The organism is Vibrio satsumensis (assembly GCF_050337435.1).
Lineage (GTDB): Bacteria > Pseudomonadota > Gammaproteobacteria > Enterobacterales > Vibrionaceae > Vibrio > Vibrio satsumensis.
The window spans coordinates 51075-72588 of sequence record NZ_JAKJSX010000014.1 but is presented as its reverse complement, the minus strand read 5'-3'; the positions used below and the strand labels follow the sequence as shown (position 1 = coordinate 72588).

Genomic DNA, 21514 nt, shown 5'->3' with positions numbered 1-21514 from the left:
ATTTCTTAAAATTTAGGAACCAGAGCGAAAAAATTAATGGTTGCAGTTTGCTGTTCTAAAAATCTCCACTACGCTAAATGTTATGGAATCAATTTGTTAGGCGAATAATTCTTGCACTCGAGCAAGGAAAACTTCGTTCGGCTATGCAAAAACTGAATCAATCATCGTGGCATAAGAGGGATCTATGAAAACAACAATTACAAAAGCAGTAGCAGTGGCAGCGATTGTCATGTCGTTAGCTGGATGTGTCGGTAGCAACGCCGTTACTGGTAAATTAATGAAGTTCAACGTCGAGGTGGTGGATAACCGTTACGCTCGTGCGGGTGTCAACTTCTTGCTTGCTCCGGTTTACGCACTCACCACCGCAGCCGATTACATTGTCTTTAACTCAATCGAATTCTGGGCGGGTAAAAACCCACTCACAGGCGCACCTCACATCTTTGATAGCAAAGTCGATACCATGATTGATGTGAATGACAGCCTTGATGATTCACTAAAAGAAGCCCCACTTGGTTTCAATAATCGTCAGATCGAATGGGGTGAGATGCAGCAAATTGATGAGAACACGATTCGTATGGACATCACTTATAACGATGGTCAGAAAGCCGTTCTGACTGGTGTTCGTGATGGCGACAAGGTCAGCTACTACATGGATGGTACGCTAGTATCAGAAACCTCTATTCAAGCGCTTGAACAGCTAGCCGCAGAGAAAGCGTAATCCTTCTAGTAATATACCAATAAAATAAAAGCCGCTGGATTCAACTCCAGCGGCTTCGTATTTTCTAGCATCTAGCATCTAGCATCTAGCGCTTAGATTAGTTGTTGCTGTGTAGCTCGCTGTTCAGTTCAACAGCAGACTTGTTCGCTAGACATTCAATTTGACCAGTGATCGAGTTGCGACGGAACAGAAGGTCAGAAACGCCAGCTAGGTCGCGAGCTTTAATGATTTCTACTTCGTTGCCTTCTTTATCTAGCATGCGAACTTTCGTACCAGCAGTCACATATAGGCCAGACTCAACAGTACAGCGGTCGCCCATTGGGAAGCCAAGACCCGCGTTTGCGCCTAGTAGGCAGTTTTCGCCGATAGAGATAACCATAGTACCGCCACCAGACAAAGTACCCATGATAGAAGCGCCGCCGCCGATGTCTGAACCGTTACCTACAACAACACCTGCAGAGATACGACCTTCAACCATGCTTACGCCAGTTGTACCTGCATTGAAGTTGATGAAACCTTCATGCATTACTGTTGTGCCTTCACCCACATGTGCGCCTAGACGAACACGAGAAGTATCAGCAATACGAATACCTGTAGGTACCACGTAATCAACCATTTTAGGGAACTTGTCGACACAATCTACAGATAGGGCACGACCAGCAAGGCGAGCTTCGATTTGACGCTCAGCAAGCTCAGGAAAGTCGATTGGACCCTCGTTTGTCCATGCGATGTTGTGCAGTAGACCGAAGATGCCGTCTAGTACTGTACCGTGTGGTTGAACTAGGCGGTTAGAGATGAGTTGCAGTTTTAGGAAGCCTTCAGCAATAGATGTTGGCTTCTCGTCTGTCGCAAGAACAACAAGAACAAGTGGCTGTTCAGATGCTGCTGCTTTTTCTGCGAAAGATGCGTTAGCTGCATCATCGTTTGCTGCGAATGCTTTCGCGAGTTCTGCGCTTTGTGCTGCAGAGATTTCGATAGCTTGGTTGCCTTCAGAGTAACCTGATACTTCTGCCACAGCGGCTACAAGAGCATCGCTTGGGTTTAGAAGTGGGTTAGGGAAGAACGCTTCAATGATTTTATTGTCGCGATTTTTGGTTGCCGTACCGAAGGCTAGTGAAAAGTAAGCCATGTTGAATCTCCATGTGTTGAGTCTTGATTTTGCTATTCCAAAACAACGGCTCGAATAACAAGCGCTGCCGCTAGCAAAGTTAATTTAATTGCGTTCATCATAAAGAGAGCGCCCTCGTTATGAAAGGGCGCATTGGGATAAAGTCTGTAAAATGATATTGCTTGTCTTTCTGGCGATAGTTTTCATTATCCGGATACTGCACCATGTTCTTAATGCTACGGCGTTTTATTCAACCACTCAGTATGCTTTCATTTCTATATCCGTCACTCATATTCAACTCACCTTGTTGTTAGCAGTATCAATAGGCTGAGTCACACTTTCTTTATAAATTTATGTTTATTATCAGAATTATTCGACTTCTGTTGATTAATCGCTTGTGCCTACAGTCCGAGTAAATACTCAAATTTTCAGCTGCGTAATTAAGATGAAGATCACTATAACCCTATATTAATTAAGTATATTTCCAGCCATAACGACATTAAAACGATTAATAAAGGATCTTCTATGAATTTTACTAAGTCTTTACTGGTGCTCTCTATCGGCGTAGCGATGGTTGGCTGTGGCTCGGACAATGATGATACGGCAGTGACATGTGATACTGCGGCTTCTTGTACCAAGTTTACCGTTTTACATACCAATGATAACCACGGTCGTTTTTGGGAGAATAGTAAGGGTGAGTACGGAATGGCTGCTCGCAAGACTTTGATCGATAGCATTCGTGCAGAAGTCACTCAAAACGGTGGTGAAACCATTCTATTGTCTGGTGGTGATATTAATACCGGTGTGCCTGAGTCTGATATGCAGGACGCGGTACCAGATTTTGTTGGTATGAACCTTCTTGGTTACGACGCAATGGCATTAGGTAATCATGAGTTCGACAATAGCTTAGATGTGCTAGAGATGCAGGCTGAACTGGCTGATTTCCCAATGCTAGCGGCGAATATTTATATCAAAGATGGAGACACAGTTACTGATGAACGCCTTTTCTCTCCATACAAAGTATTCACTATTAATGGGTTAAAGGTTGCGGTTATTGGCCTGACAACTAAAGATACGGCTAAATTAGTTAATCCTGACAACGTCGCGACAATTCACTTTGCCGACCCACAAGTTGAAATTAAAAAAGCCATAAAAGAAATCGAGGCCAATGAAACGGTTGACCTGATTTTTGCTACCACGCATATGGGGCACTACGCCGATGGTCAACATGGTAGTGAAGCTCCTGGTGATGTGTTACTTGCTCGTTCACTGGAGGAAGGGCAATTGGATGCCATTATTGGCGGGCACTCCCAAAACCCTGTCTGTATGGAAGGCAATGAATACGCAGACTTTAATCCGGGAGATGATTGTAAGCCAGATCAGCAAAATGGTACTTACATCATGCAAGCTCATGAATGGGGTAAGTATGTAGGCAGAGCTGACTTTGAGTTTTATGACGGTAAACTGCATTTAGCGAAGTACGACTTAGTGCCGGTGAACTTGAAAGAGAAAGACGAAAATGGTGATTATCAGTTTATCCAAGCTGAAATTGAACCCAACGCAACAGTTATTGCTACCCTTTCCGCGTATCAGCAACAAGGCCAAGAGTTGCTTGATGAAATTATTTCAAACACCGATGCGAAGCTTGAAGGTGATCGTAATGTTGTTCGATCTGAGCAAACCAATCTTGGTCATTTGTTAGGTGAAGCATACCGTACTTACGACTTAGTGAATGCTGACTTCGGTGTTATGAATTCTGGTGGTGTTCGTGATTCTATTCAGGCGGGAGATGTTACATATCGTGACGTGCTGACTGTGCAACCTTTCGGAAATTTCGTGACTAAAGCAACGATGACTGGGGCTGAGGTGAAAGCGTACTTAGATGTTGTTGCGACTATGACTGCAGGCTCAGGCGCTTACGCTCAATTGGATAATATTAGTTTAACTGTAGACTGTGATTTGGGTGATGTGACCATTCGTGACATCAACGGCAAAGGCTTTGACTTAGCGGACACCTACACGTTCTCCGTGATAAGTTTCAGTGCTGCTGGTGGTGATGACTACCCAGTAATTGATGTTGAATCGACGCAGTTAACGGATGCCTCAGTGCTACGCGAGTTCTTTGTTAAGAACCCCGATGTCACTGCAGCGAATTATGCACCAGTGGATGGTGATCTAATCTACATGAGTAATGGTTCAGAAGTAAAAGGCTGCCCTGCGAACTAATTTATAACTCATAAACAAAAACGACAAAGAAAATAGCCAGCAAATAGCTGGCTATTTTTGTATTATATTTTTGTAGTTTGAGCTTAAACAAACAGCGCCTTGTAAGCCTGTTCTATCCCCTCAATCAGCATCTGCATACCGATAACGGCGAGTATCAAACCCATCATTCGTGTAATTACATTCAATGCGCTTGGTCCAACTGCTTTAACGAAGCGCTCGCCGAATACAAATAAGACATAGGTTAGGGTGCAGAGGAGGCCAAATGCCACAATGGTAATTATGGTCTCGTAAATCCCCTCTGTGCTGGCAAAGTTCATCGCAGTGGCAATGGTGCCGGGGCCTGCCAGAATTGGCATGGCTAAAGGTGATACTGCGATGCTTAGCGCCGCGTCTCGTTGGGCGTCTGAGTTGACTTTCTCTTTCGCTTTGGCGTGTGTTGAGTCACCTTGCAGCATGTGGAAGCCAATCAAAAAGACCAGAATACCGCCTGTGATGCGCAGTGCATACAGTGTGATACCAAAGAGATCAAAGATCAGTTTGCCTGAGAGCGCAAAAGTACTGACGATGATGAATGCGATAAACACTGAACGGAAGGCGATGGATTTGACCGTTTCTCTGTCATTGTCACCGGTTAATCCAAGAAAGATCGGAGTGTTGGCGATAGGGTTCATTATGGCAAAAAAGCCCATGAACACGGTAATGGTATGAATGATGAGCTCTTTCATATTAATCCTTTGAAAAGATGCAGTTAAATACTAATGGTTTGTGTATTTAATCTCAGATACAAATAATTATTAGAAATAGATAGTAGAGCAAGTGTGAATAAAAAACAGCCAGCATAAGGCTGGCTGTTTGGTTTTAGTGATAGGTGTAGGGTTTTGGTCGTCCGTTATTGCTTGTTTCTCAGTTTACGGACTCCACTCTATGGATAGATTGTGGTGCTCAACGTTGTCGTTATACGCTTTGAGATTCGCTCACTGCTACAGCCAATGCAACCGTCGCACCCACCATTGGGTTGTTGCCCATGCCGATGAAGCCCATCATTGCCACGTGAGCAGGGACAGAAGAGCTACCTGCGAACTGCGCGTCAGCGTGCATTCTGCCCATGGTATCTGTCATGCCGTAAGACGCTGGACCTGCGGCTACGTTGTCTGGGTGCAATGTACGGCCGGTACCGCCGCCTGAAGCGACTGAGAAGTAAGGCAAGCCTTGGCGAGTGCGCTCTGCTTTGTAGATACCAGCAACAGGGTGTTGGAAGCGTGTTGGGTTGGTTGAGTTACCCGTGATACTCACATCCACTTCTTCTCGGTGCATGATCGCTACACCTTCACGTACATCATCTGCGCCGTAACACAAGATCTCTCCACGAGGGCCTTGTGAGAAGCGGCGACGTTCTGTTTCAACTAACTCACCCGTTTGGTAATCAAATTGAGTGCGAACATAGGTAAAGCCATTGATGCGAGAGATTAAGTAAGCCGCATCTTTACCTAGACCATTTAAGATCACTTTCAATGGGTTTTGACGTGATGTGTTGACGTTTAGCGCAATTTTAATCGCCCCTTCTGCTGCAGCAAAAGATTCATGGCCCGCAAGGAAAGCAAAACAATGGCTCTCTTCATTGAGAAGACGAGCTGCTAGCGCGCCATGCCCAATACCAACTTGGCGTTGCTCTGCAACACTGCCGGGTTTGGTGAATGCTTGAAGGCCTTCACCAATAATATTCGCTGCTTGTTCTGCGCTAGTGGCTTTACGAAATAGCGCTAGTGCTGAGCCAAGAATATAGGCATCGGCAGCGCTTTCAAAAGCGATAGGCTGGGTGTCCATTACTAACGCTTTTGGATCAACGTTGTGGGCTTTGCAGTATTGGTCAGCTTGCTCCAAAGAGTCGAAGTTCATTTCTGCCAATACGCGAGTTACTGATTCATTAAATTGAGTGTTCATCATATCTTTCCCCTAAATTGGCAAAATTACTGTTGGCGTGGGTTAATGGTGGTAACGGCTTCATCGAAGCGACCATAAGTCCCCGTCGCAAGGTCAGCAGCTTCATTGGCAGGCATGCCTTGATTAATCGCCTTCATCATTTTGCCGAGGTTGAGATACTCGTAGCCAATCACTTCGCTGTGATCATCAAGTGCAAGCTTGGTCACGTAACCTTCTGCAAGCTCTAGGTAACGAACGCCTTTCGCTGAGGTTGAGTAGCTAGTACCTACTTGGCTGCGCTGTGTTTGACCTAGGTCTTCTAATGCGGCGCCAATTTCTAGGCCGCCTTCAGAGAATGCAGACTGAGTTCGACCGTAAACAAACTGCAGGAAGATTTCGCGCATCGCTACGTTGATCGCATCGCACACCAAGTCTGTATTGAGTGCTTCGAGAATGGTTTTTCCAGTGAGGATTTCGGCTGCCATCGCGGCTGATTGAGTCATGCCTGAGCAACCAATCGTTTCGATTAGCGCTTCTTCGATGATGCCGCTTTTTACGTTAAGTGTCAGTTTGGCTGCACCTTGTTGTGGTGCACAAGTGCCCACGCCATGGCTTAAGCCAGAAATAGCGATGACATCTTTTGGGCTAACCATTGCGCCTTCAACTGGAATTGGCGCTGAATTGTGCAGATCACCCCTTTGAATAGGGCACATGGATTGAATTTCTGAAGAGTAATGCATAATGTTTTCTCACTAATAAAGTCGTAATGACCTAGGGCGTTGAGAAAACAGGACGTGTTGGAAGAGGTGCGGCTAATTCACTACAGATCTTGAGTATCGATAATCCAAAGGTGTCATGAAGCTCGGTCTTAATAGACTAAGTCCATTTCAAAATGGAGGAATAGCGATACACCCAACAGTATTACCTGTTTTCGATTCTGTAGGAGTCATTAGCACGGTTCGAAAGAACGGGCGGTTGAAGCAAAAGCTTAGGTGGAACCCCATCACCTGATGGCTATAGATTAGATCTTCATCACACTTTTGTGCAAGCGAATGTTTAGAGCGATTTCGACTATAAACAGAGTTCATTATATTTCGATAAGCATAAAAAAACGCCAATAACGGACTCTGATTAGAGGTGTCATTGACGTTTTTTAGAGAACTCCAGCTAGTTACGCTGCATCTTCTTCTGCGTCTTCAACAGCTTCAAGCTTCTTAGCTTTTTTCGGAGCTGGCTTACGCTTAGCACCTAATGCGTAAAGAACTTCTTCTTTGTTCTTTGCTAGGTACATTGCAAGTTCTTCTTGCTTGCCTTCATCTTCAACTAAATCGCTTTTGCCTAAAAGTTCAAAAAGCTCATCAGCCATATCCAGCATTTTGTCGTATGCGTCGGCTTCGGCTTTAGAGGTAAAAGTCATTTTCTCTTCTCCGTTGCGTTCCACCACGTACTTGACGATAACAGCCATGGTTAATCCTCTAAGTTTGATAAATTTTACTGGCTTTTTATACAGTTTCTGATGTTAAAAGTCCAGTTGGAGCCCCAACTATGCGGCCTCAATCTTGATGTGTAGCCCAGTCTTCACAATAACTCATGAAAGATTTCAGTAGTGGGCTCTGGTATTTGTCCTTGTGTACCAGCATCCAGAAACGTCGTTTCATGTCGAGTGGCACATCGAGCGCTTTCACTCGGCCTGAATCAATCGCGCGTTGTGCTGCTAAACGCGATAAACAGGCAAAGCCAAGTCCTGCAGAAACAGAGTTGATGATCGCTTCAGTGGTGTTGAGTTCAAAGGATTCATACCAATGTTCGATGCGAGGCGCAACGGCACGAAGGAAAAACTCGCGGGTCCCTGAGCCTGATTCACGTAGAATCCAGTGACTATCTTCCAAATCGCTTAAAGTCACTTTTTCTTTTGAAACGAGAGGATGTTGATTACTAACAATAATACACATTTCATCGCAGCTAAACTGACTCGAAATGAGTTCAGGGTGTAATGTTTTTCCTTCAATTAGCGCGATATCAAGTTCATAATCCACCAACTTTTGGCAGATCAGGGCACTGTTTGAAATGAACAAGCTTTGATCCTGATGCTGAGTTCGTTCACGAAAGCCAGATAGAATAAATGGCGCAACCTGATTACCTATTGTGTCACTCGCGCCTACCTTTAGATTGCCACTTAAGGGCTGGTCGTCACGGAACAAAACATCAATACCAGCAGCACGATGTAATATCTCATCGGCCAATGGGAGCAACTTATGCCCTTCTTGGTTGAGAATTAATCGGTTGTTGACCCGGTCAAATAGAGAGTGACCGAGTTGCTTCTCCATTTCGCCTAGTGCCATGCTGACCGCAGCTTTAGACAAAAACAGCGCTTCTGATGCGGCGGTAAGCGTCGAATGCTGGGTAATGGTGACAAACACTTTGAGTTGTTTAATTGAAATATTAGCCATCAGATCCCTAGTTTTACTCTGCTGGTGAAAATGGGTTATGTTCAGTATTGATGAACACTTGTTATATATAATTGGATATTATTTAACGAAGCGCAAGCGTATTATGGCTTCAACAAGCTGATGAGTTCACAAGTTTAGTGAATTAAGTTTAAGAGAGGCTGACATGATTCAACGTATTAAATATAGATTAACAGGAGCTCCAACACCCATGGCAGGGTTAGCACTAGCAATCGCAAGCTTAGGCTGGTGCTGGGATGGAGTTTTAGTCGCACAAGGTATTTTGCACACTCCAGGCTTAGTCCAGTGGATCAGTGCAGGTATTGCAGCGGTATTGCTTCTTGTTTTAGCTGTGAAATTTTTGATTCATGGCCACCTATTGCGTGAAGATCTTGCTCACCCTGTTGTCGGCAGTGTGGTACCAACATTTGCGATGGGGTGCATGGTGGTGTCAGCGTCTTTGGCGCCAATCTCTCAATTCTTACAAGAAGCTATGTGGTTGGCTTCTGTGGCTTTGCACGTTGTGTTTCTAATGAGCTTTTTGTACCACAGAGCTAAAAACTTTGAGATTCACCACATGGTACCAAGCTGGTTTGTGCCACCGATCGGTATTATCGTCGCTGACGTTTCTTTCTCTGGTAATCCAGTTTTAGAGCCAGTAGCTAACGCGACTTTGGTATTCGGCTTATTGGTTTACGCAGTAATGCTACCAATAATGGTTTACCGCTTGATCTTCTCTCACGAAGTGCCAGATGCGGCAAAACCAACGATTGCGATTATGGCAGCACCGGCAAGCCTATCTTTGGCGGGTTATCTAACAGTGACAGCAAGCCCTTCACCAGTGATTATTGGTTTGCTATTTGGTATTGCAGTGTTGATGACGTTCATTATCTATATGGCGTTTTTCAAACTACTTCGTCTGCCATTCAGCCCTGGTTATGCAGCGTTTACCTTCCCAATCGTGATTGGTGCAACAGCCTTGTTTAAACTGGCTGCGTGGATGCAAGCACAAGGTATTGAAGCGCATTACATCAATCAAGTGTTTGGCCTAGCGTATCTTGAATTGATTGTGGCTACATTGGTAGTGGGTTATGTAGCTGTTCGTTACTACATGAACTACAAACCTCATCGTGTTTTAGGCGCGGTAGCGGGTAGATTGTAAGAGGCGATAGTTCAAAAGATAAACGAAGCTTAAGTTTTCAGTATTTCATAAGCTTATATTGCTCATCCAAACTTAGCACTTATGCTAATCTGGCTTTATATTGTGGCAAGATTAGCGTGAGTGCACTTTGTTTACTGTTTACCATTCCAATAAAGTTGATACTTTAAAAATTCTTCTCGTTCACTTAATCAAAAGTGACCCTTTAGCCAATCCCTTCGAAAAAGAGCAGATTCTGGTTCAGAGCCCGGGTATGTCTCAGTGGCTTAAGATGGAACTCGCCAAAGAATTTGGTGTAGCAGCAAATATCGATTTCCCACTCCCAGCAACCTTCATTTGGGATATGTTTACCCAGGTGCTTCCTGATGTGCCTAAGCGCAGTGCTTTTAACAAAGAAGCGATGACGTGGAAGCTGATGAGTTTGCTACCCGCGAAACTTGACCATCCTGATTTCTTACCGCTACAGCGCTATCTTGAAAACGACGAAGATGATTCAAAGCTGTATCAATTAGCCGAGAAAATTGCCGATATCTTCGATGGCTACTTAGTATATCGTCCTGAGTGGATGGCGATGTGGGAAGCGGGAGAGCCCGTTACAGAACTGGTCGATAGTGAAGGGCAGCAAGAGCACCCTTGGCAGCCTATTTTGTGGAAAGCGCTTTATGATCAGACCCTCTCCCAAGGCCAATCGAAATATCACCGTGGTAATTTGTATCACGACTTCATTGAAGCGTTAGCTAATCAACAAGGCCAGTTACAACACCTACCGAAACGTCTGTTTGTGTTTGGTATTTCGTCGCTGCCTCCCCGCTATATGGATGCCTTGAAAGCGCTGGGCGAGCAGATTGATGTTCACCTAATGTTTACTAACCCTTGTCAGCATTACTGGGGCGATATTCGTGACCGTAAGTACTTGGCGAGAGTGGAAGCGCAGCGTCGCAAGCAGTTTGCATTGGTTGATGGCTTACCTCAGCTTGAAGGCGAAGTATCGCCATTGAAAGATGGTATTGAAGCCAACGTTGAAGATGAACTACACACCAGCCAAGCGGTGGGTAATAGTTTGCTTGCGTCTATGGGGAAGCTGGGCAGAGATAACCTGTTCTTGTTGTCTCAATCAGACAGCGAAGAGCACGAGTTCTTTATTGATGTTGAGAGAGACAGTCTGCTGCATCAACTGCAAGCCGATATTCTCCAGTTAGAAGAACACCAAGATGATCACATCTTAGATTCCAGCAACCACAAACAAGTGGTTGAACTGGGTGATCGCTCATTGACTGTGCACGCTTGTCACAGCCCTATGCGTGAGGTGGAAGTTCTTCATGACCAGCTGTTAGCAATGTTCGACGCTGATCCGACATTAAAACCACGCGACATCATCGTGATGGTGGCTGATATCAATGCCTACAGCCCTGCGATTCAGGCGGTATTTGGTAATGCTCCGGGTGAGCGTTATATCCCATACTCGATCTCGGATAGAACGGCAGACCAAGAGAGCCCGATTCTGACCGCGTTCATGCAGCTGGTCGCGCTACCGAACACGCGTTGTTTAGCGTCTGAGTTGTTAGAGCTACTGGAAATCCCAGCGATGATGGCACGCTTTGGTATTGATGAATTTCAATTTGAGCAAGCCAAGCAGTGGGTTGAAGAAGCGGGTATCCGCTGGGGCGTCGATTCGTCTACGGCAACTGAGTTTGATTTGCCAGCCACGGAGCAAAATACCTGGCTATTTGGTATCCAGCGCATGCTCCTGGGCTATGCGATGTCGGATTCTGCAGGTTTGTTTGAAACTGAACACTCTCCAATTGCAGCTTATAACGAAGTTCAGGGCATTAACGCCGAACTTGCGGGTAAGCTAGCGCACTTTATTGATCGTATTACCCATTACCGCCAACGCCTTGCTGAGACGCAGTCCATCGATATGTGGCGTGAAACCTTGCTGCAAATGATTGATGACTTCTTCGCCGTTGAGCTAGAAGGCGAGGTGGTGCTTAAGTCGATTCGTGATGCACTTTCTCAACTGAATGAACAGCTTGATGACGCCTTGTACGAACAAGAGCTATCGCCAAGTATCATCTATCAGTACTTAAACAATAAACTTTCAGGCGCGCGTATTAGTCAGCGTTTCTTAGCGGGGCAAGTGAACTTCTGTACTCTGATGCCGATGCGTTCTATCCCGTTCAAAACCGTTTGTCTATTAGGCATGAATGACGGGGTTTACCCTCGCTCAATGCCGCCAGAAGGTTTCGATTTGATGAACGGACGTACTCGTCCCGGTGACCGTTCTCGTCGTGATGATGACCGTTACCTATTCTTAGAGGCGATGTTGTCGGCGCAAGAATGTTTGTACATCAGTTACGTCGGCCGCTCGATTCAAGATAATACTGAGCGAGTACCGTCGGTGTTGGTTTCAGAGTTGATTGAGTACTGCCAGCAGAACTACTGCCTAAATGACGATCAAGCGCTACCAAGTGATGATTCTGGTATCAAGCTGACTCAAGCGATCAGCTTTGAGCACACCATGACGCCGTTCAGCCCGGCAGCCTTTACACAAGGTGATGAAAGCCATGTATTGAGCTACGCCAAAGAGTGGCTTCCTGCGGCCAACCGTTCTGGTGAGCGCAGTGGTGAATTCAATCGCGCGTTGGATGACTACTTGCTTGGTGCGACTTATCCGTTAGAACTCGATTTGGTTGAGCTACAGCGTTTCTGGCGCTTGCCAGTGCAATACTTCTTTAATCGCCGCTTAAAGGTAGTGTTTGAGCCACCGCTTCCGGTAATGGAAGACGATGAGCCGTTCGTGCTTAATGGCTTAGAAAGCTTCCAGCTTAAGGATGCTCTGCTGCAAGTGTTGCTAGACCATCCAGAAGGGGCTGATGAAGCGGTTCGATTGTTTGTCTCTGAGCAAAAAGCACAGGGCCGATTACCGGTCGGAGCTTTTGGTGATATCGAATTTGAAACCAATCGCGTTCAAGCGGAAGACTTAGCCAAAGAGATTCGATTTGTGAGCGGATCACCGCAACAAGATCTCGAAGTGAATATCGAATTTGATGTGTTAGGCGAGGGTAAACCCGTTCGTTTGATGGGTTGGCTTACTCAAAACTATCAATCAGGGCTGGTACGTTTTCGTAGTGGCAAAATTCGTTCGCAAGATTACTTGGCCGCGTGGATCGATCACTTGTGTTGCGCAGTGATGGGGCACGGCAAAACGACTCATATTATTGGTTATGACAGAAAAGAAGGTGTGGTTCACCAAACGCTACAACCTATCGGTGATGCGCAGCAGGCGAAGAGTTTATTGGCTGAGTTAGTGCGACTGTTTTATCAAGGTATGACGGCACCACTGCCGTACTTCCCTAAAACCGCCTTGGCTGGCGTTGAAGCGGGTTTTAGCCGCGGTAAATGGGTCGATGATGAAGAGAAGTCGCTCAAGAAAATGGCCGATACTTTTAATGACAGCTTCGCTTTCACTGGCGAGGGTCGAGATACCTACATCTCGCGTATTTGGCCTAAGTGGGACGATGAGCTGGCGGCTGAGTCGCGTATGTATTCAACGCTTGTGTTACAGGCGGCAAGGTTGGCTGCTGCCGATCTGGAAGATCAGGAGTAAGTGGCTGTGATCGATAAGATCAATTGTGTGTACGCTGAACTAATGAAAGACGAAATAGAGTCGTTGGTAAGCATTTGGGACGCTTGCTTTCAAGGTGAAGGGAATCAAGATGAAGAGAAGCAAGGTACAGGAAATAAAGTGGCCGCCAGTAAATCATTATTAGTGTAGGGCGTTCGCTGTACGGCCACAGGTCAGAGGGACCATTATTCTGTGGTTCTAAGTAGGCAATGAGTATAAGACTCGAATCGCGCTCCTGAACTCGTGGGCGCATAGTAGCGAGGCGATCTGAATTGATCCGTGAGAGAGATCGCACTAACTATTAACAAATCAGCGTAGGACGTAAATTGAATGACGTTTTCCATGCTAGGTCACATTTGTAACAACATATTTATCAGAAGGCAGTAAGGCATGACGACCACAAGCAGTGTTCAGGTAATTGCTCCACAGACACTCAATACCATGACGTTTCCACTTCATGGCGCGCGTTTAATTGAAGCATCGGCGGGTACAGGTAAAACATTTACCATCGCTGGCTTGTACTTACGCTTACTGCTCGGACACGGCACGGCAACACCACAAGGTGAGCTTACAGAAGCCACCCGACACCATGAGCCACTAACCGTAGACCAAATTCTGGTGGTGACTTTTACTGAAGCAGCAACGGCTGAGCTGCGAGATCGTATCCGTGCTCGAATCCATGATGCGCGCATTGCGTTTGCTCGCGGGCAAAGTGACGACCCAGTGATTGCTCCTTTGCTGCAAGAAATCGAAGACCACGCTGGCGCTGCGAAAACTCTGCTTAATGCCGAAAGGCAAATGGATGAGGCCGCGGTATACACCATTCACGGTTTCTGTCAGCGCATGTTGACCCAAAATGCTTTTGAATCAGGAAGCCGTTTTGATAATGAGTTTGTGACCGACGAAAGCCATCTGAAAGCACAAGTAGTTGCTGACTATTGGCGTAAGCAGTTTTATCCGCTACCTATTCAACTGGCTGGTGAGGTGCGTAATATCTGGGGTTCACCGGCTGCATTGTTAGCAGACGTCAATCGTTACCTGACGGGCTCTCCATTGAAGTTAACTGTCGACGCGATGTCGGGTGATTTGCAAACTCTGCACAACCAGAACCTAGACAAAGTGAAGCAGCTCAAAGCGCTGTGGTGTGAGTCTGAAGCGGATTTTTTAGCTTTGATCTCTGGCTCGGATGTGAACAAACGCAGTTACACCAAGAAGTCTCTGCCGACATGGCTAGAGGCGGTGACGGCATGGGCGCAAAGCGACACCCATGATTATCAATATCCAGACAAGTTAGAGAAGTTCTCTCAAGCCACTTTAATCGAGAAAACACCGAAAGGCACCGCACCGCAGCATGTCGTTTTCGAAGCGATTGAAGATTTCTTAAATAACCCTGCCGACTTGAAAGCTCCGTTATTGGCGCATGCGATTACCCATTGTCGAACTATGCTAGCCAAGGCTAAACAGCAGAAGCAGTGGTTGTCGTTTGATGACTTGCTGACCCAGTTATCTGCGTCGATAGATGTCGATGAGCAATCCTTGCTGGTGGAAAGAATTCGCACACTCTACCCGGTGGCGATGATCGATGAATTCCAAGATACCGATCCGCTGCAATACAGTATTTTTAGCCGAATCTATCTCGATAATCCGCAGTGCGGCTTGTTTATGATCGGTGACCCGAAGCAGGCGATTTATGGCTTTCGTGGCGCAGATATCTTTACCTATATCAAGGCGAGAAACCAAGTTAGTGCTCACTACACCTTAGGCACTAACTGGCGTTCGAGTGCTGATATGGTCAGTGCAGTAAACCAAGTGTTTATGAATTCAGACAGTCCGTTTATCTATGATCAAGACATTCCATTTTTGCCTGTTGCAGCCAGTCCATCGGCTGATAAGCGCCAATGGGTGATGAACGGAGAAACTCAGCACGCACTCACCTTTTGGCTACAAGAGGCTGAAGACAAGCCGTTACCAAAGGGCGAATATCACAAGGCAATGGCTGAGGCGACGGCGAGTCAAATTCAAACTATTCTGACCGCTTCTCAAAACCAGCAAGCCTATTTTGATAACGGCAAAAAACAACATGCCGTGAATGCGGGTGATATTGCTGTCTTGGTTCGAACTGGTAGTGAAGGTCGTCTGATCAAGAATGCACTCTCTGAACAAGGCATTGCAAGTGTGTATTTGTCTAACCGAGACAGTGTATTCACCAGCTTGGTTGCGCAAGATATTCAACGCTTGTTACAAGCGGTGCTGACACCTGAGAATGACCGTGCATTGCGCGCGAGTTTAGCCTCTGAGTTGTTTGCTCTGGATGCGTCTTCATTGGATGAACTCAACAACGATGAAGTCGTGTGGGAAAACGTCGTTAACGAATTTCGAGAATATCGTAAGTTGTGGCTACAGCGTGGCGTACTACCAATGCTTCGTAGCGTGATTAGCAAGCGACATCTCGCGGAACGCTTACTGGAAGAAGAAAATGGTGAGCGCTCACTCACTGATTTGATGCACATTGGCGAATTGCTACAACAAGCAAGGCAGGAACTCGACAGCGACTACGGCTTGTTACGTTGGCTGGCAGAAGCGATCTCTGATGCTCAAAATGGTTTAGGCGGCAGTGAAGATGACATTCAGCGTCTTGAGTCAGAAAGAAATTTAGTTCAAATCGTTACCATTCATAAGTCGAAAGGTTTGGAATATGACTTAGTATTTCTGCCATTTGTCGCGAGTTACCGAGAAGCGAGCGAAGGCAAATTCTACGACCATGATTCAGATACCACAGTACTGGATATTACAGGTAGTGACAGTGCCTTAGCTCAAGCGGATAAAGAGCGTTTGGCGGAAGATCTACGCTTGATTTATGTAGCACTGACTCGTGCGGTTTATGGCTGTTTTATTGGTATGGCGCCACTGCGTAAAGGGCGTTCAACCAAAGAGCCGACCGGCGTGCATTTGAGTGCGATGGGCTATTTGGTTCAAAACGGTCAAGAGCAAGGTATTGCCGAATTGCATCAGGCTCTTGCAGCCATTGAGGGCAAGAACTCAAGTGTGCTGCTAGCCGAGACTCCAACCGCGCACGAGCAAGTGTTTGTACAGACAGAGCAAGTGAGCGAAGACTTACATGCGAACGAGCTAAAGGCTTCAATCGACAGGGCTTGGCGTATCACCAGTTACTCGGGGCTTGTAAAGCAAGGCAGTCACGGTGCGAGTCATGACGCGACCATTGAGGTATCTGGCTTTGATATTGACTCGGCTGATGAGCAGGATGAATCTGAGTTGATTGAACCTGAACGATCTATCTTTACGTTCCCACGTGGTGCTCGCCCAGGTACTTTCTTGCACACCTTGTTTGAGGAGGTTGAATTTACCGAACCAGCAACCAGTGAGCATAACACGCAAGTAATCACTCACTTATTAGAATCAGAGCAATATGAATTAGAGTGGCTACCTGTGCTTCAGCAACTGGTCGACACGGTGTTGAACACCGCGTTGGATGGCAAAAATCTAAAGCTAAGTGAGAAAGACTCGACTCAACGATTAGTCGAAATGGAGTTCTTGTTGCCTATCGAAGTGTTGGCCGCATCTGAATTGAATCAAACCATTCAATATCATGATCCGTTATCAGCCAAAGCGGGTGATCTAGGCTTCCAAACCGTACAAGGCATGTTGAAAGGCTTCATCGATTTGGTGTTCGAGCACCAAGGTAAATACTATGTGCTCGACTGGAAATCGAACCATTTAGGTGATGACGTTGCCGTCTACCATGGTGAAGCATTGAAATCGGCGATGGCAGACCACCGCTACGATCTACAATATCAAATCTATGCATTGGCACTGCACCGCTTTTTACGGAGTCGTGTTGCCAATTACAGCTACGAACAACATTTTGGTGGGGTTTATTACTTGTTTTTAAGAGGAATGGACGGCCAATCTCAACAAGGTATTTTCTCGGCGAAACCTACATTGGCTTTGCTCAATGAAATGGATCAATTGATTGACGGTAAAGTGATAGACAGACGTTCAGCACAATTGAATGACAATGAAACTGGACAGATGGGGCTTCTATAATGACGACAACGACCGCGAATACCAGCATAGAGACAGCCAACTTTGTTAAGCCAGTTTCACTTATCCCTGAGCAGCTCATGGATGTATTAAAGTTCCTCGCCGACAAGGGCTCAATTCGTCAACTGGATTATCAGTTTGCTCGTTTCATCGCTCAGCAAGCGACGAGTCACTCTCAAGAGCTCGGCTTTCTAGCTGGGGTGGTGAGCCATGAATTAGGCAAAGGACACATTTGTACTCAGCTGATACATCAGCATACGGTAGACCTTGAGCAAACGGCAGATCTAGCCCAGTTACTTGGGTTGTACGGTGAAACGGCACTGCAACTGAACCAGAAATTGTTAGGTATTGATTGGGCGGCTGTTCTGCAATCATCTAATCTCGTTGGAACAACGAATGACTGCGTTAAGCCGCTGATGTTTGATGGACAACGTGTCTACTTACAGCGTTATTGGAACTATGAAGTTGTGTTGGCTGAAACGTTAAACCGTTTAAGTAAGCCAGTAGAATTCAATATTGAGCAGAAAAAAGCACTGACTAAAACGCTCAATCAGCTGTTTGCACGCAGTTATCACTTCCTGTTTAATGCCTTAGCCAAGGCTGAAGCGAACCAACAAACCTCTCAGGTATTACGCCAACAGCTGGTGTGTGATCATCTTGATATCGTCGATGAGCAATCTTTGAATTGGGGCGCAATTGATCAAACGATTGTAGAAGCTAAGCAAGTGACGGACCTAGATGTTCTAGACGGCTTGGTACCGTTATCGGCATGCTTGAACTGGCAAAAAGTGGCGGCAGCGGTAGCGCTGAGTCGTCGCTTCGCGGTGATTTCTGGTGGGCCGGGTACCGGTAAAACGACCACCGTAACCAAATTACTGTCGGCAATGGTCGAGCAATCACTAAGCCAAGGTAAAACACCAACGATTAAGCTAGTTGCACCAACGGGTAAAGCGGCGGCACGTTTAACTGAGTCGATTGGTAAAGCGATTGAACAGTTGCCATTAGCGCCTGAAGTGAAAGCCAACATACCAACGGAATCGAGCACTTTACACCGATTACTTGGTGCGATTCCCAACCGTGCTGAGTTTAGACACAACCGACGTAATCCACTTCACCTTGATATCTTGGTGGTGGATGAAGCTTCTATGGTCGATCTGTCGATGATGTATAAGCTGGTGGATGCACTCCCGGAGCACGCAAGGTTGATTCTGCTTGGTGATAAAGATCAGCTCGCTTCAGTAGAAGCGGGCGCGGTGTTGGGCGATATCTGCTCGTTTAATTCAACAGGCTACAGCTCAGCGCAAGGCAATTTGATTGCGGAAATGACAGGCTTTGATGCGATAGCTAAACCAAGACAAGTCAAAACAGGATCGGTTAACCCTCCTGCGATTGCTGATAGCTTGTGTATGCTGCAGAAGAGTTATCGTTTCGATGCCCGTTCAGGTATCGGGCAGTTAGCAAAAGCAATCAATAACGGCTCTGCGAATCAAGTAGACCAAGTGTTTGCCAAAGGATTTGGCGATATTGAGAACCATCCTCTATCGAGCGACAGCTATAACTTGATGCTACGTACCTTGGTTAATGAGTATGGTGCGTATCTCAACCGAATGAATGTGCCATTGGAAGAGTTAGAGACTCAAGACGCGAGAGCCAAATCGGTACTCGATTTGTTCAGTCAATGCCGACTGTTGTGTTCTATTCGTGAAGGTGATTTTGGTGTTAAAGGCCTCAACCACCGAATTGAAAGAGCGCTTGCCGCAAGACGTTTAGTGAACCCACACAACGACGAGCTGTGGTATCACGGGCGACCTGTCATGGTGACGCGAAATGATCATGGCTTGGGATTATACAATGGTGATATTGGTATTTGTATGCTTGAGGCGGATTCAAGCCAACCTGATTCAACTCCTCGCTTGAAGGTCTATTTTGAGTTGCCCGATGGCAGCGTGAAAGCTGTGCTACCAAGCCGAGTGCCCGATCATGAAACAGCTTATGCGATGACGATACATAAATCTCAGGGTAGTGAATTTGATCTGACCTTAATGATCTTGCCGCCGGATTTCAGCCCTATTTTAACGCGAGAGCTTATCTATACCGGTATTACACGTGCCAAGAAACGACTGATGATGTTCAGCGACACAAATGTGTTGAAGCGTGGGATTAAGGTGAAAACAGAGCGAGTGAGTGGTTTAGGCAGTCGCTTAACGAATTAGTTGTTAATTACTGCTAGAAAGGACTTGAACTTAAGCTAGATAAACACAAAGCAACCATCCCTGGTTGCTTTGAACGTTATTAAGACTCTTTGCTTAAAAACGCTCGAGTAAACGATATGTGGTTTATCTTGTATTTTGCTTGGCAATTCAAAATAAACTCTTTTAGATTTTCGCTCACAGGGAACACGCAGTGTACGTCTAGCCCTTCTAAGAATTGGTTATCAGCCATATCCCAAAAACTTTGCAGCGAGTTACAAACAATGGTTCTCATATCAATGTTGCTCTTTTTGCTGTTTATATTAACGAGCAGAGCTAATGTTAGCGTGCTGACCGTCAACGGGTATAGCAATCCGTGCAGTGACCACCTCAATGCATGTGATATGACAACCGAGATGGTAATTCCAATAAAAACATTTGTTATTTTGTTAAAGCGACCAAATTCTATACAATTTTACGTGTGAGTTAAAGTGCATAGTTAATAAATCTCATATAGAAAACGATTACGTTTACAATTATTTTTATGTTGAAGTGAGATTTTGCTCCAAAACTTTATTTATACGTTAAGTGCTAGGATCTTTGAGTTACGTTGATAGTTGTATAGCCCTTGTTTTTCCATCGGTAATTCATCAACTGCTATCTCGTAAAAACCTTGTTCACGGAACCAATGAAGGCTGTGTGTCGTTAGGACAAATATTTGGTCGATATCGCGAGATTTTGATTGGTGGCGCATGTAATCCAGCAGTAATTGTCCACGATTTCCATCACGATAATCAGGATGAATTGCAACACATGCCATCTCTGCCATGTGATCTTCCGGGTAGGCGTATAGCGCTGCGCAACCAATAATTAGCCCGTCTTTTTCGATAATGGTAAATCGATGGATCTCTTGCTCTAATTGTTCTCTTGATCGGCGAACCAAGATGCCTTGTTCTTCTAAAGGGCGAATGAGATCAAAGATACCACCGATATCATCAATCTGAGCTTGTCTGACTTGCTCGGCACTCGCCATGACCACTTGCGTGCCAATACCATCAAAAGAGAACAGCTCTTGGATTAATGCGCCATCGACTTTGTAGCTGATGAGGTGACAACGAGGGACTCCGGCACGACAAGCAGAGATCGCTCCTTTCAAGAAGCGCAGTGTTCCTGTGCTCATGTCTTCGGCAGGCTTTTGAGATTCCGTTAAGCGTTCTAGAATTTGCTTGGCGTCTTTAGGGAAGAGTTCGGCGAGTACAGTGCCGCTTTCATCTGTTACCCCTTGTTCGGAGCAGAAACCAATCAGTTTGTCGGCTTTTAAACGAATCGCAACTTGGGTGGCGACTTCTTCAGAAAGCAGATTAAAGCTTTCGCCTGTCACGGAACTAGCGATAGGGCCCAGCAGTACGATGGATCCTTGGTCGAGTGTGCGATTTATTCCTTCGATATCGATTCGACGAATACGCCCGCTGTGGCAATAATCCGTACCGTCATCCACACCTAGCGGCTGAGCCGTAATGAAGTTACCACTCATCACATTGAGTTGAGTACCTGCCATCGGAGTGTTGTTCAAACTCATCGAAAGGCGCGCGGTGATAGCAAGTTGCAGCTGTCCAGCAGCTTGCATTGCTACACCCAGAGAATATTCATCAGTGACCCTAATGTTCTTATGATAAGGCGTATGGCAATCTTGTTTTGCTAGCAGTTGGTTGATCTGTGGCCTTGCCCCGTGAACGAGAACAATCTTCACGCCAAGGCTGTGGAGTAGGGCAATGTCGCTAATAATGTTACCAAAGTTTCTATCGGCAACAGCTTCGCCTCCCAGCATAATGACCATGGTTTTGCCACGGTGAGCATTCACGTAAGGGGTTGATTGTCTGAAACCTTTTACTAGCGCTGTACTTCTTAATTTCACAGAACAAGTCCATTTGTGTTTATTTATTCGTTAATTTAGCATTTAAATTCAAATCTAAACAACACCTTTTTGGAATAAAGCGCAAACTATTCTTATGTAGGCTTCAATATATAAACTGTCTCAGTGTAGAATGCGCATAGCATCC

The 21514-nt window shown here is 45.8% G+C and carries 15 protein-coding genes and 1 riboswitch; of the genes, 7 read left to right on the top strand and 8 right to left on the bottom strand.

Annotated elements, in window-relative coordinates:
• Nucleotides 1-184 precede the first annotated feature (184 nt).
• Entirely contained in the window at nucleotides 185-718 is a 534-nt protein-coding gene (locus tag L4C44_RS18235) for a DUF3332 domain-containing protein (RefSeq protein WP_008223831.1), read from the top strand.
• Between the two features lie 97 nt (nucleotides 719-815).
• Here the strand turns inward: L4C44_RS18235 and dapD are convergent, their stop codons facing one another.
• Entirely contained in the window at nucleotides 816-1847 is a 1032-nt protein-coding gene (gene dapD / locus L4C44_RS18230) for a 2,3,4,5-tetrahydropyridine-2,6-dicarboxylate N-succinyltransferase (protein ID WP_428805523.1), read from the bottom strand.
• Nucleotides 1848-2351: 504 nt separating this feature from the next.
• On the opposite strand from dapD, the gene ushA reads away from it, so the two are divergent.
• Nucleotides 2352-4052, top strand: a complete 1701-nt coding sequence (gene ushA / locus L4C44_RS18225; protein WP_428805522.1) for a bifunctional UDP-sugar hydrolase/5'-nucleotidase UshA — start codon at nucleotides 2352-2354, stop codon at nucleotides 4050-4052.
• Nucleotides 4053-4135: 83 nt separating this feature from the next.
• Here the strand turns inward: ushA and L4C44_RS18220 are convergent, their stop codons facing one another.
• The 5 genes from L4C44_RS18220 to L4C44_RS18200 all read right to left on the bottom strand — a co-directional run bounded on the left by L4C44_RS18220 (nucleotide 4136) and on the right by L4C44_RS18200 (nucleotide 8422).
• Nucleotides 4136-4777, bottom strand: coding sequence for a MarC family protein (locus L4C44_RS18220; protein ID WP_285955020.1), 642 nt, complete (start codon nucleotides 4775-4777; stop codon nucleotides 4136-4138).
• Between the two features lie 229 nt (nucleotides 4778-5006).
• Nucleotides 5007-5996 carry a GGGtGRT protein gene (locus tag L4C44_RS18215; protein WP_428805521.1) on the bottom strand — a complete coding sequence of 330 codons (990 nt, stop codon included), beginning with the start codon at nucleotides 5994-5996 and terminating at the stop codon, nucleotides 5007-5009.
• A gap of 23 nt (nucleotides 5997-6019) precedes the next feature.
• On the bottom strand, nucleotides 6020-6712 hold the full coding sequence (locus L4C44_RS18210) for an iron-sulfur cluster assembly scaffold protein (protein WP_428805520.1): 693 nt from the start codon (nucleotides 6710-6712) through the stop codon (nucleotides 6020-6022).
• A 193-nt stretch (nucleotides 6713-6905) separates the two neighbouring features.
• A riboswitch (Fluoride riboswitch) is annotated at nucleotides 6906-6989 on the bottom strand.
• Between the two features lie 154 nt (nucleotides 6990-7143).
• Nucleotides 7144-7437 (bottom strand): YebG family protein, encoded by a 294-nt coding sequence (locus L4C44_RS18205; RefSeq protein ID WP_008223840.1) that lies wholly within the window; start codon nucleotides 7435-7437, stop codon nucleotides 7144-7146.
• A gap of 88 nt (nucleotides 7438-7525) precedes the next feature.
• Complete coding sequence (locus L4C44_RS18200) at nucleotides 7526-8422, bottom strand: LysR family transcriptional regulator (RefSeq protein ID WP_428805519.1); 897 nt, start codon at nucleotides 8420-8422, stop codon at nucleotides 7526-7528.
• Nucleotides 8423-8585: 163 nt separating this feature from the next.
• Between L4C44_RS18200 and L4C44_RS18195 the strand changes: the two genes are divergently transcribed.
• From L4C44_RS18195 to recD, 5 genes are all read left to right on the top strand, one after another.
• Nucleotides 8586-9581 (top strand): TDT family transporter, encoded by a 996-nt coding sequence (locus L4C44_RS18195; protein WP_165924416.1) that lies wholly within the window; start codon nucleotides 8586-8588, stop codon nucleotides 9579-9581.
• Between the two features lie 127 nt (nucleotides 9582-9708).
• Entirely contained in the window at nucleotides 9709-13185 is a 3477-nt protein-coding gene (gene recC / locus L4C44_RS18190; RefSeq protein WP_428805518.1) for an exodeoxyribonuclease V subunit gamma, read from the top strand.
• Between the two features lie 6 nt (nucleotides 13186-13191).
• Nucleotides 13192-13353 (top strand): hypothetical protein, encoded by a 162-nt coding sequence (locus tag L4C44_RS18185; protein WP_394142477.1) that lies wholly within the window; start codon nucleotides 13192-13194, stop codon nucleotides 13351-13353.
• A 240-nt stretch (nucleotides 13354-13593) separates the two neighbouring features.
• Entirely contained in the window at nucleotides 13594-17268 is a 3675-nt protein-coding gene (gene recB / locus L4C44_RS18180; RefSeq protein ID WP_428805517.1) for an exodeoxyribonuclease V subunit beta, read from the top strand.
• A complete protein-coding gene (gene recD, locus L4C44_RS18175; protein WP_428805516.1) occupies nucleotides 17268-19478 on the top strand; it encodes an exodeoxyribonuclease V subunit alpha in 2211 nt (736 codons plus the stop codon). The genes recB and recD overlap by 1 nt, the downstream gene beginning before the upstream one ends.
• Before the next feature lie 79 nt (nucleotides 19479-19557).
• On the opposite strand, the gene L4C44_RS18170 is transcribed toward recD, so the two are convergent.
• A complete protein-coding gene (locus L4C44_RS18170; RefSeq protein ID WP_004735192.1) occupies nucleotides 19558-19749 on the bottom strand; it encodes a hypothetical protein in 192 nt (63 codons plus the stop codon).
• A 282-nt stretch (nucleotides 19750-20031) separates the two neighbouring features.
• Nucleotides 20032-21369, bottom strand: a complete 1338-nt coding sequence (gene argA, locus L4C44_RS18165; protein ID WP_146491375.1) for an amino-acid N-acetyltransferase — start codon at nucleotides 21367-21369, stop codon at nucleotides 20032-20034.
• Nucleotides 21370-21514 lie beyond the last annotated feature (145 nt).